At 73.3% G+C, this 11,985-nt stretch carries 18 protein-coding genes; 15 read left to right on the forward strand and 3 right to left on the reverse strand.

The features are described 5' to 3' along the window. Positions 1-155: 155 nt before the first annotated feature. The 3 genes from ABZS40_RS27045 (at position 156) to ABZS40_RS27055 (ending at position 1,831) form a co-directional block, all read left to right on the forward strand. Positions 156-641, forward strand: a complete 486-nt coding sequence (locus tag ABZS40_RS27045; RefSeq protein WP_354946305.1) for a DUF2231 domain-containing protein — start codon at positions 156-158, stop codon at positions 639-641. Between the two features lie 160 nt (positions 642-801). Continuing rightward, the gene (locus ABZS40_RS27050; RefSeq protein WP_354946306.1) at positions 802-996 is read left to right on the forward strand and encodes a helix-hairpin-helix domain-containing protein; all 195 of its coding nucleotides are present in this window, start codon (positions 802-804) and stop codon (positions 994-996) included. Between the two features lie 76 nt (positions 997-1,072). After that, positions 1,073-1,831: a class I SAM-dependent methyltransferase gene (locus ABZS40_RS27055; protein ID WP_354946307.1), complete on the forward strand. Its 759-nt coding sequence runs from the start codon at positions 1,073-1,075 to the stop codon at positions 1,829-1,831. Positions 1,832-2,002: 171 nt separating this feature from the next. Here the strand turns inward: ABZS40_RS27055 and ABZS40_RS27060 are convergent, their stop codons facing one another. Both ABZS40_RS27060 and ABZS40_RS27065 read right to left on the reverse strand, forming a co-directional pair. Continuing rightward, the gene (locus tag ABZS40_RS27060; RefSeq protein ID WP_354946308.1) at positions 2,003-2,953 is read right to left on the reverse strand and encodes a DUF3500 domain-containing protein; all 951 of its coding nucleotides are present in this window, start codon (positions 2,951-2,953) and stop codon (positions 2,003-2,005) included. A gap of 31 nt (positions 2,954-2,984) precedes the next feature. Continuing rightward, positions 2,985-3,377: an ankyrin repeat domain-containing protein gene (locus tag ABZS40_RS27065; RefSeq protein ID WP_354946309.1), complete on the reverse strand. Its 393-nt coding sequence runs from the start codon at positions 3,375-3,377 to the stop codon at positions 2,985-2,987. A 62-nt stretch (positions 3,378-3,439) separates the two neighbouring features. On the opposite strand from ABZS40_RS27065, the gene ABZS40_RS27070 reads away from it, so the two are divergent. The 10 genes from ABZS40_RS27070 (at position 3,440) to ABZS40_RS27115 (ending at position 9,273) form a co-directional block, all read left to right on the forward strand. Continuing rightward, positions 3,440-3,817 (forward strand): signal peptidase I, encoded by a 378-nt coding sequence (locus ABZS40_RS27070; protein ID WP_354946310.1) that lies wholly within the window; start codon positions 3,440-3,442, stop codon positions 3,815-3,817. A gap of 112 nt (positions 3,818-3,929) precedes the next feature. After that, positions 3,930-4,385 carry a cysteine dioxygenase family protein gene (locus ABZS40_RS27075; RefSeq protein WP_354946311.1) on the forward strand — a complete coding sequence of 152 codons (456 nt, stop codon included), beginning with the start codon at positions 3,930-3,932 and terminating at the stop codon, positions 4,383-4,385. A 43-nt stretch (positions 4,386-4,428) separates the two neighbouring features. After that, entirely contained in the window at positions 4,429-4,917 is a 489-nt protein-coding gene (locus ABZS40_RS27080; RefSeq protein WP_354946312.1) for a rhodanese-like domain-containing protein, read from the forward strand. A 50-nt stretch (positions 4,918-4,967) separates the two neighbouring features. Then, on the forward strand, positions 4,968-5,513 hold the full coding sequence (locus tag ABZS40_RS27085) for a winged helix-turn-helix domain-containing protein (RefSeq protein WP_354946313.1): 546 nt from the start codon (positions 4,968-4,970) through the stop codon (positions 5,511-5,513). Positions 5,514-5,760: 247 nt separating this feature from the next. Next, a complete protein-coding gene (locus ABZS40_RS27090; protein WP_354946314.1) occupies positions 5,761-6,366 on the forward strand; it encodes a winged helix-turn-helix domain-containing protein in 606 nt (201 codons plus the stop codon). A 41-nt stretch (positions 6,367-6,407) separates the two neighbouring features. Next, a complete protein-coding gene (locus ABZS40_RS27095; protein WP_354946315.1) occupies positions 6,408-7,070 on the forward strand; it encodes a uridine kinase in 663 nt (220 codons plus the stop codon). A gap of 164 nt (positions 7,071-7,234) precedes the next feature. After that, a complete protein-coding gene (locus tag ABZS40_RS27100) occupies positions 7,235-7,633 on the forward strand; it encodes a TraR/DksA C4-type zinc finger protein (protein ID WP_030332729.1) in 399 nt (132 codons plus the stop codon). A gap of 48 nt (positions 7,634-7,681) precedes the next feature. Then, complete coding sequence (locus ABZS40_RS27105; protein WP_354946316.1) at positions 7,682-8,554, forward strand: DUF72 domain-containing protein; 873 nt, start codon at positions 7,682-7,684, stop codon at positions 8,552-8,554. 112 nt (positions 8,555-8,666) lie between these two features. After that, positions 8,667-8,852, forward strand: coding sequence for a hypothetical protein (locus tag ABZS40_RS27110; protein ID WP_354946317.1), 186 nt, complete (start codon positions 8,667-8,669; stop codon positions 8,850-8,852). Then, positions 8,845-9,273: a DUF2267 domain-containing protein gene (locus ABZS40_RS27115; RefSeq protein ID WP_354946318.1), complete on the forward strand. Its 429-nt coding sequence runs from the start codon at positions 8,845-8,847 to the stop codon at positions 9,271-9,273. Before ABZS40_RS27110 ends, ABZS40_RS27115 begins: the two co-directional genes overlap by 8 nt. A gap of 42 nt (positions 9,274-9,315) precedes the next feature. Here ABZS40_RS27115 and ABZS40_RS27120 read toward each other — a convergent pair whose 3' ends face one another. Next, a complete protein-coding gene (locus ABZS40_RS27120) occupies positions 9,316-10,092 on the reverse strand; it encodes a DUF72 domain-containing protein (RefSeq protein WP_354946319.1) in 777 nt (258 codons plus the stop codon). Between the two features lie 154 nt (positions 10,093-10,246). On the opposite strand from ABZS40_RS27120, the gene ABZS40_RS27125 reads away from it, so the two are divergent. Then, on the forward strand, positions 10,247-10,552 hold the full coding sequence (locus tag ABZS40_RS27125; protein ID WP_238672152.1) for a hypothetical protein: 306 nt from the start codon (positions 10,247-10,249) through the stop codon (positions 10,550-10,552). 9 nt (positions 10,553-10,561) lie between these two features. Continuing rightward, positions 10,562-11,839 (forward strand): cupin domain-containing protein, encoded by a 1,278-nt coding sequence (locus ABZS40_RS27130; protein ID WP_354946320.1) that lies wholly within the window; start codon positions 10,562-10,564, stop codon positions 11,837-11,839. Positions 11,840-11,985 lie beyond the last annotated feature (146 nt).

Raw genomic sequence — 11,985 nt, forward strand, 5'->3', positions numbered from 1 at the left:
TCCATCATCCGTCGGCCTGGCCGTTCGGCCTCGACGGGCGGCGGCCACGGTGCCCGTTCTCCCTGCTGCCGGCGAGTCGGGCGGCATCGTTTCGCGTCGACCGGGCCGGGATAGCACTCTGGTCAGGTGAGCTGCGCCGACCCGGGGGAGGCCCGATGCAGAGCCGGCTGCGAGTGCAGGGGCAACCGATCCAACCGATGCTCGTGATGTTCCCGCTCGGGCTCTTCGTCAGCGCCACCGTCTTCGACCTCACCGACGTGATCGGCGGGCCCGCGTTCCTCGGCGAGGTCGGCTACTGGACCGGCGTTGCCGCCCTCGTCGCCGCCGCGCTGACCACCGTGGCCGGCATGGTCGACCTGTGGGACGTGCCGGGTGACCGTACCCGCCGCACCGCTGTCGCCTTCAACCTGGTGAACGCGGTGATGGCCGCGATGTTCCTGCTCACCTGCCTGGTCCGGTCGCACTCCCCGCAGCGCGGCGCGTCGGTCGCGGTCCTGGTCACCGAGCTGGTCGCGCTGGCCGTCGGCGGAGTCGGCGTGCACCTGGGCGCCCGGCTGATGCGTCAGTTCGACAGCGGCCGCACCGAGGCCGGTGGCCTGGACGCGCTCGCCGGCTCCACCGGCGAGATCGCCCGTCCCTGACCCGACGGGCCCGTCCCTGACCCCACCCGACGGGCCCGTCCCTGACCCGACGGGCACGCTCGACCTGCCGGGCGGGCACGCTCGACCGGCGAACCGGCCGGCCGGCGGGCATGCTGCGGGGGGCCGGCATCCGTGCGACTGGTCCGTCTACCATCCCCGGATGACCTCCTCTCTGGACACGCTGCCGAAGATCGGCGCGCCCGCCACCCGGGCCCTGCACGGCGCCGGCTACACCGCGCTGCGCCAGCTCGCGGGCGTCCCCCGGGCGGATCTGGCCAAGCTGCACGGCATGGGCCCGAAGGCGCTCGGAACCCTCCAGGCCGCCCTCGAGGAGCACGGGCTCGGCCTCGGCTGAGATCCACCACCCGCGCCCCGGCCGGGCGGCGGCAAATCAGTTGTCGGCCGGGTGACCGGCCGCGAGGCTGACCGGCATGACCGCTGAGCGTGACGCCGAGGACCTGATCGCGGAGGCAGCCGCCGCGCCTGTCGATGGTTGGGGCTTCGGCTGGCTGGCCGGCCGGGCCACCGAGGAGCGTCCACCCTGGGGTTACGCCCGGCTGGTCACCGACCGGATGGCGCACGCCGACGCGGCTCTCGATGTGGACACCGGCGGCGGGGAGGTGCTCGCCGAGGTGCCACGTCCACCGAAGCTGCTGACGGCGACCGAGGCGTGGCCGCCGAACGTGGAGGTCGCCCGACGGACACTGCGTCGGGTTGGCGCGTCGGTGGTCGCGGTCGCGCCGGACGGGCCGCTGCCGTTTCGCGACGCCTCGTTCGACCTGGTGGTCAGTCGGCATCCGGTGCGTACCGACTGGGTTCAGACGGCGCGAGTGCTGCGGCCGGGCGGGACGTTCCTGTCGCAGCAGATCGGGGCCGGCACCATGCGGGAGCTGAGTGAGGCGATCCTCGGGCCGTTGCCGCCGCCTACCCAGCGGCACCCCGAGCACGCGGTCGCCGCCGCCGAAGCCGCCGGCCTGCGGGTGGTCGACCTGCGTCGGGCCACCCTGCGGGCGACCTTCGCCGACATCGGCGCGGTGGTCTGGTTCCTGCGCAAGGTGATCTGGACGGTGCCCGGGTTCACTGTCGACCGCTACCGCGCACCACTGCGCGACCTGCACCACCGCATTGCCGACGAAGGCCCCTTCGTCGCCCACGCCCAACGCTTCCTCATCGAGGCCACCCGCCCCTGACGGACACCTCCCTCCGCCGATCTTGCACTTTCGGCACCCGTGAAAGCCGTCTACCAGGGCAATTCGACCACCCAAACTGCAAGATCGACGTGGGCGGGGGCGTGGGCGTGGGCCGGGGCCGGGGTGGGGGTGGGGGCGCGGGCGGGGTGGCGTGGGGTGGAGAGGGTGGGTTTAGTGGGGGTGGGATTGGTGGTGGGTGGCTAGGACGTCGGCGCCGAAGTCGCTGGCGGGGCGGCGCAGCACTGTGTGCGCGTGGTTGCCGTCCGCTGTGGTGTTGTCGTACTCGATCAGCAGATCGTCGCCCTGCACCCGGTAGTAGTGCCGCCGCCCGGGGTGGGTCGGGCCGGCCCAGGCGAAGTGCAGCGGGCCGGCGTCCAGTCGAGCCGCCTCCCGGATGGCCAACTCGGGCGGCAGGCGGTCGAGGTAGAGGGCGACCACCTGGTCGAGCAGCGCGCGGCCGGTCGGTCCCAGGCGCTCCGCCGGTACGCCGAGTGGTTCCAGCGGCGCGTCGACCCGCCCACGGGTGGCGCTGATGATGTCCGCCGGCGCCTCGTCGGCGATGATCGCGGCGGCCCGCTCGGCCGGGCCCAGCGCGTCGAGCAGGGCGCGGGCCAGGTCCTCCTCGACACCGAGTGGGCGGGAGACCGGCCGGCCGGCGTAGCGGACCGCGGCCGGGTTGGCGCCGAAGAAAATCGGCGCGGGAGAGACCTGACCGTCCACCACCGTCATGTTGACCGACAGGTGGTGCCCTTCGAGCCGCCACGCCCAGCTGTCGTCGCGTGCCGGGTCGCCGAACACGGCCACCCAGTAGTCGGCACTGTGGCGCCCGCGCTGCCAGCCCTCGGCCCGGTCCAGCACCTCCTCCAGCGAGATGATCGCCATGGCCTGCGCGTACGCCGAGGGGCTGAGCGCGGTGGCCAGCAACCGGTGCGCGGCCTTGCGGGCGGTGACGTCGAGCTCGGCGAGGCAGACGCCCGGTCGGGGTCGGGGCCGGTACTCCAGCCAGCGTCGGGCCGTTTCGTCGTCGAACGAGTGCACGGCGCTCTCACGGGCGGCGGGGTCGAGCGCGGTCAGCAGCGCGGTGCCGGCGGCGCGCATCTGCTCCGGCAGAGGATCTTCCACCGACCCTGTATACCGGCCGACAGTGCCGGTGTCAGCCGACGCGCAGCAGCTCCGTCATCTCCGCCAGGTCGAAGAAGCGGGCGGTCTCGATCGCCGACGGGTTGCCGTGTGCCGGGTCCGCGCCGGCGGCGAGGAGCGCGCGGACCGCTTCGGTGCTGCTGCGGAAGACCGCCGCGGCCAGCGCGGTCTGACCCCGGTCGTTGGCCCGGGTGTGGTCGGCGCCGCGGCTGAGCAGGGCGGCCACGGTGTCCGGGTGGGAGTGGTACGCGGCCAGGATGAGCAGCGTGTCGCCCTTGTCGTTGGTGAGGTTGACCGGCAGTCCGGCGTCGATCTGCGCCGCCAGATCGTCGGTGGCGCCGGCTCGGGCCAGGTCGAACATCCGGTGCGCGAACGCCAGCGTCTCGGCGTCGAGGTCCTCGGTCACCGCTCCAGGTTAGTCGCACCGGTCCTGATAGGTTGCTCGGCCGGCGCGCTGGGGGAGGTCCGATGGATGAGACGGTGTACGTGGGCAACGCGGGCGTCGACGGCGCCACCAACGCGGGTTGGCTGCTCGGGCACTTCGCGCCGCCGGGGGAGATCCGGCACAGCACCGACGTCGAGGTGAAGTGGGGCGTGCACCCGTCTGGGCAGGCCCGGTCGCGGTGGGCGACCGGCGAGGTGCGCACCACTCTGCTCGTACTCGTCGAGGGGTGTTTCCGGGTGGAGTTGCCGGACCGGACGGTGCGGCTGGCCGCGCCGGGCGACTACGTGGTGTGGGCTCGTGGGGTCGACCACTCCTGGTTCGCCGAGCGCTCCTCGGTGGTGTTGACCGTGCGGTGGCCCTCGCTGCCGGGCTACCGCGCGGACCCGCCGGCGCTGCGCTGATTCACCCGTGCGGGCGACCCGTGTCCCAACAGGCGGAATTACCTACTAAACCTATAGGCTTTGCCGTCTAGAGTACGAGAGCACCCCGCCGAACGACCCGCGAGGAACCGCCATGACGCACCACCGTCCGGAGCCCGACCTGCTCACCGTTGCCGCCGGATGGGCCGACCCGACCGGCTGGCCGGTCGCGCTGCGCTTCGATCCCGCCGAGCGCTGGTACGCCCGCCTCGCCGTGAGCGACGAGCACGAGGTGTGGGCGCTGAGCTGGCTGCCCGGGCAGGGCACCGACCTGCACGACCACGGCGGCTCCTCCGGAGCGTTCCGGGTGGTCAGCGGCGCGCTCACCGAGGAGACGGTCAGCGCCGGTCGACTACGCCCCCGACTGTTGCCGGCCGGCACTGGCCGCCGCTTCGGCCCCCGGCACGTGCACCGTGTGACCAACCGGGGCTCGGCGCCGGCGGTCAGCGTGCACGTCTACCGGCCGGCGCTGCTGCGGATGACCCGCTATCACCTCATCGACGGGCGGCTGCGGGTCGCCGAGGTCGCCGAGGCCGGCCGGTCCTGGTAGCCCGCGCGCGTCGAGAACCCCCTGTCACCGGAAGGAACCGAGAATGCAGACAACCGCCGAGCACTGTCCCGCCCCCGTGCCGCCACCCGGCTCTCGGGGCATCGACGAGATCCTGGCCGCCGCACGGGCCCAGCTGCGCCGGCTGGACCCGGAGCGGGCCCACCTGGCGTACCGGACCGGAGCGCTGCTGGTCGACATCCGGCCGGCCGCGCAGCGGGCCGCGCACGGCGTGGTGCCGGGCTCGCTCATCGTCGAACGCAACGTGCTGGAGTGGCGCTTCGACCCACGGTGCCCGGCCCGGCTGCCGCAGGCCGTCGACTACGACGTGCCGGTGGTGATCCTCTGTCAGGAGGGCTACACCTCGTCGCTGGCCGCCGCCGCGTTGCAGGACGTCGGCCTGCACCGGGCCACCGATGTGGTCGGTGGGTTCGCGGCCTGGCGGATCGCCGGCCTGCCGGCACTCGGCCCGACCCCACTGCACCAGCCCTCTCCCCTCGCGTCCCCGGTCAACGCCGGCTGGGCGCGCCACTGACCGTCACGCCACACCCGGCGTGGCGGGCGTACCGCCACTCAGGAGGCACCATGTCCGTCGTCGCCATCCCCACGCGCCGCCACCCCGGCGTGCGTCCGCAGGCCCGTCCGCGCACCGCCCCGACCCTGACCTTCACCCTCGACCTCGTCCCCGGGCCGTTGAGCCCCCGGCTGGCCCGGCTGGTGCAGCTGCTCGGCGAGCTGGCCGAATCGGGTGAGGGTCAACTGCGTGCCGTGGAGGACGCCGCGTCGGGGCCACGGCCGGCCCCGCGCCCCGCCGCGCCGCCCGCCGAGGCGGACCACGTCCGCATCCTGGCCGGCTCGCGGATGGTCCGCCAGGGTGACCGGGTCATCGCGCTGACCCGCATCGAGTACGAGCTTCTGCTGTTCCTGGCCGAGCGGCCCCGCCGGGTCTTCACCCGCCTGCAACTGCTCTCCAGCGTCTGGGGTTACGAGCACGCGGTGGCCCGGACGGTGGACGTGCACGTCCGCCGGCTGCGCGCCAAGCTGGAGGGCTCGGAGGTGGTCACCACCGTCTACGGCGTCGGTTACCGGCTGGCCGACGAGGCCCCGATCAGCGTGGATCACAGCAGCTGAGCCCTGGTCCGGCGGCGATGTGACCGCCTGGTGAACCGGTCGGGGACCCCCGTAACGGGGCATCTCGACGACTCTGCTGTAATCATCAGGCCTCGTACGCAGAGCGAGCATCTGGCTCCGATGTGTTCGTCAATTGTCACATTCATGCAACGCAGCCGCCTCTTGACCCTCGCCCAGGCGCCGGGAAGCATCGATGAAGCGGCGTCCCGGGCCGTGGGGAGATACCCGGACCAGCCCAAGGAGGACCATGTCGGTCAGCCCTGCCTCGTCGCGCGCCGGATGGCATACGTCCCAGCCCGCGGTGCCCGGTCGACCTCCCGGCGGGCAGCGTCGCCCGGCGAACACCGCCGCGCCCGTGCTCACCGTGACGCTGTCCATCCCGCTGGCCTGTGAGGAGTCGCTGACCCCGGCAGCGCGTCGGCTGTTGGAGGCCGCTCGCGAGATGCTGGAGCGGGGCGAAGGCGTGATCATCGGCTCGGTGCCGGCCGAACGCCGCCCCGACCAGGCGCCCGCCAGCCGGTCGCCGGCCCGCCCGATCAGCTCGACCATTCCCGCCCTGCACATCCTCTCCTCGTCGCGCTCGGTGCTGCGCGACGAGGAGCCGCTGCCACTGACCCGGCTGGAGTTCGACCTGCTGCTGCACCTGGTCGCCCACCCGCGTCGGGTGTTCACCCGGCTGCAACTGCTCAACGCCGTCTGGGGCTACGAGCACGCCGGCGTACGCACCGTCGACGTGCACGTGCGTCGGCTGCGCGGCAAGGTCGGCGTGGACGTCCCGCTGGTCACCACCGTCTACGGCGTGGGCTACCGACTGGCCGACGACGCCCGGGTCACCATCGACCGCACCGGCTGACCGGCGGCACCGACGCGCCCGGCGCCGGGCAGGATGGTGCGGTGCGCATCCGCCCCATCTCGCCCGACCTGCTCATCACCGAGCTGACCGGCCGGCTGGCCGACGCGGCGACCCGCGCCGCGAGCGCCGCCGCCGGGCGCGCGCGGCTGCGGGTGGCCGTGGACGGCGCGCCCGCCGCCGGCGCCGACGAACTGGCCGCGGCGCTGGTCGACCCGCTGCGCGCCCAGGGCCACCCGGTGCTGCACGTCCGCGCCACCGACTTCCTCCGCCCCGCGTCGCTGCGCCTCGAGTTGGGGCGCACCAACCCGGACTCCTTCTACGAGGCCTGGGTCGACGAGGCCGGGCTGCGCCGGGAGGTGCTCGACCCGGCGGGTCCCGGCGGCAGCGGCCAGCTGCTCCCGTCGCTCTGGGACGCCGACGCCGACCGGGCCAGCCGCGCCCGCTACGTCGACCTGGCACCCGGCGGCGTCGTCCTGGTCAGCGGCTCGCTGCTGCTCGGCGGCGGCCTGCCCTTCGACGTGACCGTCCACCTGGAGCTGTCCCCGGCAGCGCTGCGCCGGCGCACCGAACCGGCCCAGCAGTGGGCGCTGCCGGCCTTCGACAGGTACGCCGAGGAGGTCGTCCCGGCGAGCTTCGCCGACGTCGTGGTACGCGCCGACGACCCCCGCCGACCGGCGCTCGTCGAGCCCGGTGCCAACGACTGACAACAACCGAGAATTTGTCGGTTTGTACGGCGGGTTCGGCGGGTACTCGCCCGGCTCACAGAGCGCGGGTGACCGCCCGCGTACCGAACGCGACCGTGACCGGGGCTCCGCGCCGCCGGCACCCGGTTCACAGTGAGCCACAGGCCCAGGAAAGGCAGGCAGCGATGCTCGTCCACGACACGGTCGGTACGACCCGGTCCCAGACGGAGATCGATCAGATCCGACAGTCGCTCCAGGCGCGCTACGACGAGCTGACCGGGGAGTACGACCAGGCGGTGCTCCAGAGCCAGGTGCTGCGGCTGGTGGAGGTCGGCGACACCGCCGGCGACGACCAGGCCGACAGCGGCACGAAGACGGCTGAGCGGGACACCGCCCAGTCCCTGTTGCGTACCATCCTCGACCGCCGCGCCCAGTACGAGCACGCCCTCGGCCGGCTCGAAGAGGGCACCTACGGCTGGTGCGAGGGCTGCTCGGCGGCGATCCCGGTGGAGCGGCTGGAGATCTTCCCGTCGGCCACCACCTGTGTGACGTGCAAGCAGACTCGCGAGCGGCGGGCGGCCTGAGCCACTCCAGCGGTTGCCGGTCGGTCCGCGACGCGATGGACTTCCACAATGGGTGACATCCTCGTGGGCACCGCGTCCTGGACCGACCGCACACTGCTGGACTCGGGGTGGTACCCGCAGACCGCCGACACCCCGGAGAAGCGGCTGGCCTACTACGCCCGGCAGTTCCCGCTGGTCGAAGTGGACGCCACCTACTACTCGCCCCCCGCCGAGGCGACCGCGCGGCTGTGGGCCGAGCGCACCCCGGCCGGCTTCACCTTCAACATCAAGGCGTTCAGCCTGCTGACCGGGCACCCTACCCGGGTCAGCGCGCTCTACAAGGACCTGCGGCCGGAGACCGACAAGAAGAACGTCTACCCCGACGACCTGCCCGCGCAGTCGTACGAGGAGGTGTGGACGCGCTTCCTGTCCGCGCTGGACCCGCTGGTCGAGGCCGGCAAGCTGGGCGCGCTGCTGTTCCAGTTCCCACCCTGGTTCACCATCAAGCGGGCCAACAAGCAGTACCTGCTGGAGGTGGCGAAGCGCTGCGCGCCGCTGCGCCCGGTGTACGAGTTCCGGCATGCCTCCTGGTTCGACGGCGACAACGCCGACGAGACCCTGGCCTTCCTGCGCGAGCACAAACTGCCGTACGTCTGCGTGGACATGCCGCAGGGCCACCGCTCGTCGCTGCCCCCGGTGCTGGCCGCCACCGCGGACCTCGCGGTCGTGCGCTTCCACGGGCACAGCGACAAGTGGACCAGCAAGGACATCCACGAGAAGTTCGGCTACCACTACTCCAAGCGGGAGCTGGCCGACTGGGCGCCGAAGCTGCGGGAGCTGGCCGACGAGGCCGGGCAGACCCACGTCCTCATGAACAATTGCTACTCCGACTACGCGCAGACCAACGCGAAGACCCTCGCGGGTCTCCTCGACGCCGGCTGACCTCACCCGATCCGGGTGGGGCCGCCTCACCCGCCCTCCGGGGAGGGTGGACGCGGTGGGTTCGGCCGCTTCGTGGACGGCCGACGCCGGAGACGACACGGAGGTGACGGGGATGACGGCTCGAGTGGTGACGGATCGACGGCGTGGTGCCGTCCTGCACGTGGTCGGCACGGCCGACAACGCGCGGCGCGCCCCGCAGGGCAGCCCGGTGCGGGCCCGCCGCGGCCCGGTGGGGCCGCCGCGCCGCGCCGACGACCGACGGTGGGACGCCACGGAGCGGGGGTCGACCGATGGCTGACTCGATGATCTCGGCGTTCGAGTCCTCGCTGGACAAGACGAACCTCATTCTCAAGGACATCGAGAACGCCTACGGCTGGCCGAAGGAACGGCGCAACCAGTCGTACGCGGCCCTGCGCACGGTGCTGCACCTGCTGCGCGACCGGCTGCCGGTGGACGAGAGCGTGGAGTTCGCCCAGCAGTTGCCGGTGCTGGTGCGGGGGATCTACTTCGACGGCTGGGTGCCGTCGGACGTCCCGATCAAGCTCAATCGCGACGACTTCCTCTACGAGGTCCGGCAGGGCTTCCCGTACGACGCGGAGGGTGGCGCGGAGCGGGTGACACAGGTGGTGCTGGACACGCTGCGCCGCCACGTCACCCAGGGCGAGTGGCGGGACGTGAAGGAGACCATGCCCAAGGATCTGGCCACGATGCTGCCGTGACCGGCCTGACACCGGAGCCCGTCCGACCGCTGTCGGGCGGGCTCAGTCGTCGGCAGCCTCGGCGGCGGTGGGCACCCGCGAGACCGGGTGCCCGGCCCGGCGGGCCAGCGCGGCGAACGCCACGGCGTCCACGATCGCGGCGCCGCCCGGGTCGTTGTTGAAATAGACGTACGCCGGCTCGTCCGCGCCGAAGGCGTCGGTCAGCCGACGCACCCAGGACCGCAGGGCGGCCCGACCGTAGCGGGGCCACGGCCGCGCACGCCCCTCGTGCAGTCGCAGATAGCCGAAGTCGGTGGTGCGCCAGAGGGGGGCGACCGGGCGCCCCAGCCGATCCGCCCAGACCAGTGCGGCCCGTCGGTGTTCGAGGACCGCTCGGGTGGCGTCGGTCCACCACGAGGGGTGCCGGGGCTCGACCGCGATGCGTACCTGCTCCGGGAACAGCCGCAGTGTCGCGTCGAGCGCCTCGACGTCCGCCCGCAGGTTTGGTGGCAGTTGCAGCAGCACCGGGCCGAGCCGATCACCGAGCGCGGTGGCGCGGCCGAGGAACCGGGCCACCGGCTCCTCCGGATCCCGCAGCCGCTTGATGTGGGTGAGGTAACGGCTCATCTTCACCGCCACGCAGAAGTCCGCCGGGGTGCGCGCCCGCCAGGCGGCGAAGGTGTCCCGCTCGGGCAGCCGGTAGAAGGCGTTGTTGACCTCGACAGTGGCGAACCCGGCCGCGAAGTGCTCCAGCCAGAGCCGCTGCGGCAGCCCCTGCGGGTAGAAGCGGCCGCGCCAGTCCCGGTACTGCCAGCCGGACGTGCCCACCAGGATCACCACCCCATCCTGGCACTCTGCGCCGCCGCTCGCGAACTGCCCGTGTCGCCCCGGTTCGGCGTCTACGGTGAGGGTTAGAGAAGATCGCGCGTGGGGTACCACCCGCAACACGACGGACCCCGGCGTACGGCGGGGCGGCACACCCGAGGGAGTACCGATGGCACTCAACGATGACGACATGCAGACCACCGGCGGCGGTGGCGCGGAGGGCCCGGCCGACGGCGGCGCGACCCCCGGTCAGCACGACGGTGGCGCCGATGGCGGCGCGGAAGGCCCCGCCGACGGCGGTGCCACCCCGGGTCAGCACGACGGTGGCGCTGACGGCGGCGCGGAAGGCCCCGCCGACGGCGGTGCCACTCCCGGTCAGCACGACGGTGGCGCCGATGGCGGCGCGGAAGGCCCCGCCGACGGTGGCGCCACTCCAGGCCAGCAGGACGGTGGCGCTGACGGCAGCGCCCGGTAGCGGCACGCCATGACCTACCTCGATCCGCCGGGCGGCCACGACGGCCGCCCGGCGGTTCCGTCCGCCGAGGCCACCGCGGCGCTGGCCCGCTGCGTCTCGGTCGAACCGGCCAAGTTCGCCGCCGCGCACTGGGGGCACACCCCGCTGCTGTCCCGCGCCGCCGAACTGCCCGACCCGGCCGGCTTCACCGACCTGCTCAGCCCCGCGGACGCCGACGAGCTGCTGAGCCGGCGCGGTCTGCGTACCCCGTTCCTGCGCGTCGCCAGGGACGGCCAGTTGGTCGCGGCGTCGCGCTGGACCGGCGGCGGCGGCGCGGGCGCCGAGATCGGTGACCAGGTGCTCGACGAGCGGGTCCTGGAGCAGTACGCGTCCGGGGCCACCCTGGTGTTGCAGGGTCTGCACCGGATCTGGCCGCCGCTCGTCGACTTCGCCCGCGACCTGGGCCTCGCGCTCAACCAGCCGTTGCAGATCAACGCCTACCTGACCCCGGCCGGCAGCCAGGGCTTCGCCACCCACTACGACACCCATGACGTGTTCGTGCTTCAGGTCGACGGCCGCAAGCGCTGGCGGATCCACCCACCGGTGCTGCCCGACCCGCTGGAGAAGCAGCAGTGGGGTGGGCGCGCCGACGAGGTCGGTGCGACCGCCCAGGGCCCGGCCGCGCTGGACGTGGTGCTCGCCCCCGGTGACGCCCTCTACCTGCCCCGGGGGTGGCTGCACAGCGCGCAGGCGCAGGACGCCAGCTCGCTGCATTTGACAGTGGGCATCCGCGCGCTCACCCGCTACGCCCTGGTCGAGGAGTTGTTGGCGCTGGCCGCCGAGGACCAGCGGTTGCGGGCCAGCCTGCCGTTCGGCACCGACGTCGCCGACCCGGACGCCATCGAACCGGAGCTGACCGAGACCGTGGAGGCGTTGCGGGACTGGCTGCTGCGTGCTGACCCGGGCGCGGTCGCCGCGCGACTGCGGCAGCGGGCCTGGCCGGCCGCCCGCCCGGCGCCGATCCGACCGCTCGCCCAGGCCGACGCGCTGGCCACCCTGGCCGCCGACTCCCGGGTCACAGTGCGGCCCGGCCTACGCTGGCAGTTGGTGCCGCACGACGCGGACACGGTGGCGCTGCGGCTCTTCGACCGCACCATCACCCTGCCGGCGAGCTGCGAGCCGGCGGCCCGCGCCCTGCTCGACGGCACTGTCACCCGGGTCGGCGAACTGCCCGGCCTGCCCGACGACGCCGACCGGGTCACCCTGGCCCGCCGACTGCTCCGCGAGGCCGTGCTCGTCCCGGCCTGAGCCGGCGGCGATGATCGACTCGGTTTTCAGGAAGCCGCGGTGTCCGGAAGGCTTGGGCTCAAGTGGTTGTTGCAACGGGGTGGATTTTCGTCAGGATGAGGAGTCATGCCGGGGCAGAGGTTGTCGTCCGCGGAGCGGGCGCAGAT

The sequence above is a fragment of the Micromonospora sp. NPDC005324 genome (assembly GCF_040607155.1).
Taxonomy (GTDB): Bacteria; Actinomycetota; Actinomycetes; order Mycobacteriales; family Micromonosporaceae; genus Micromonospora; species Micromonospora trifolii.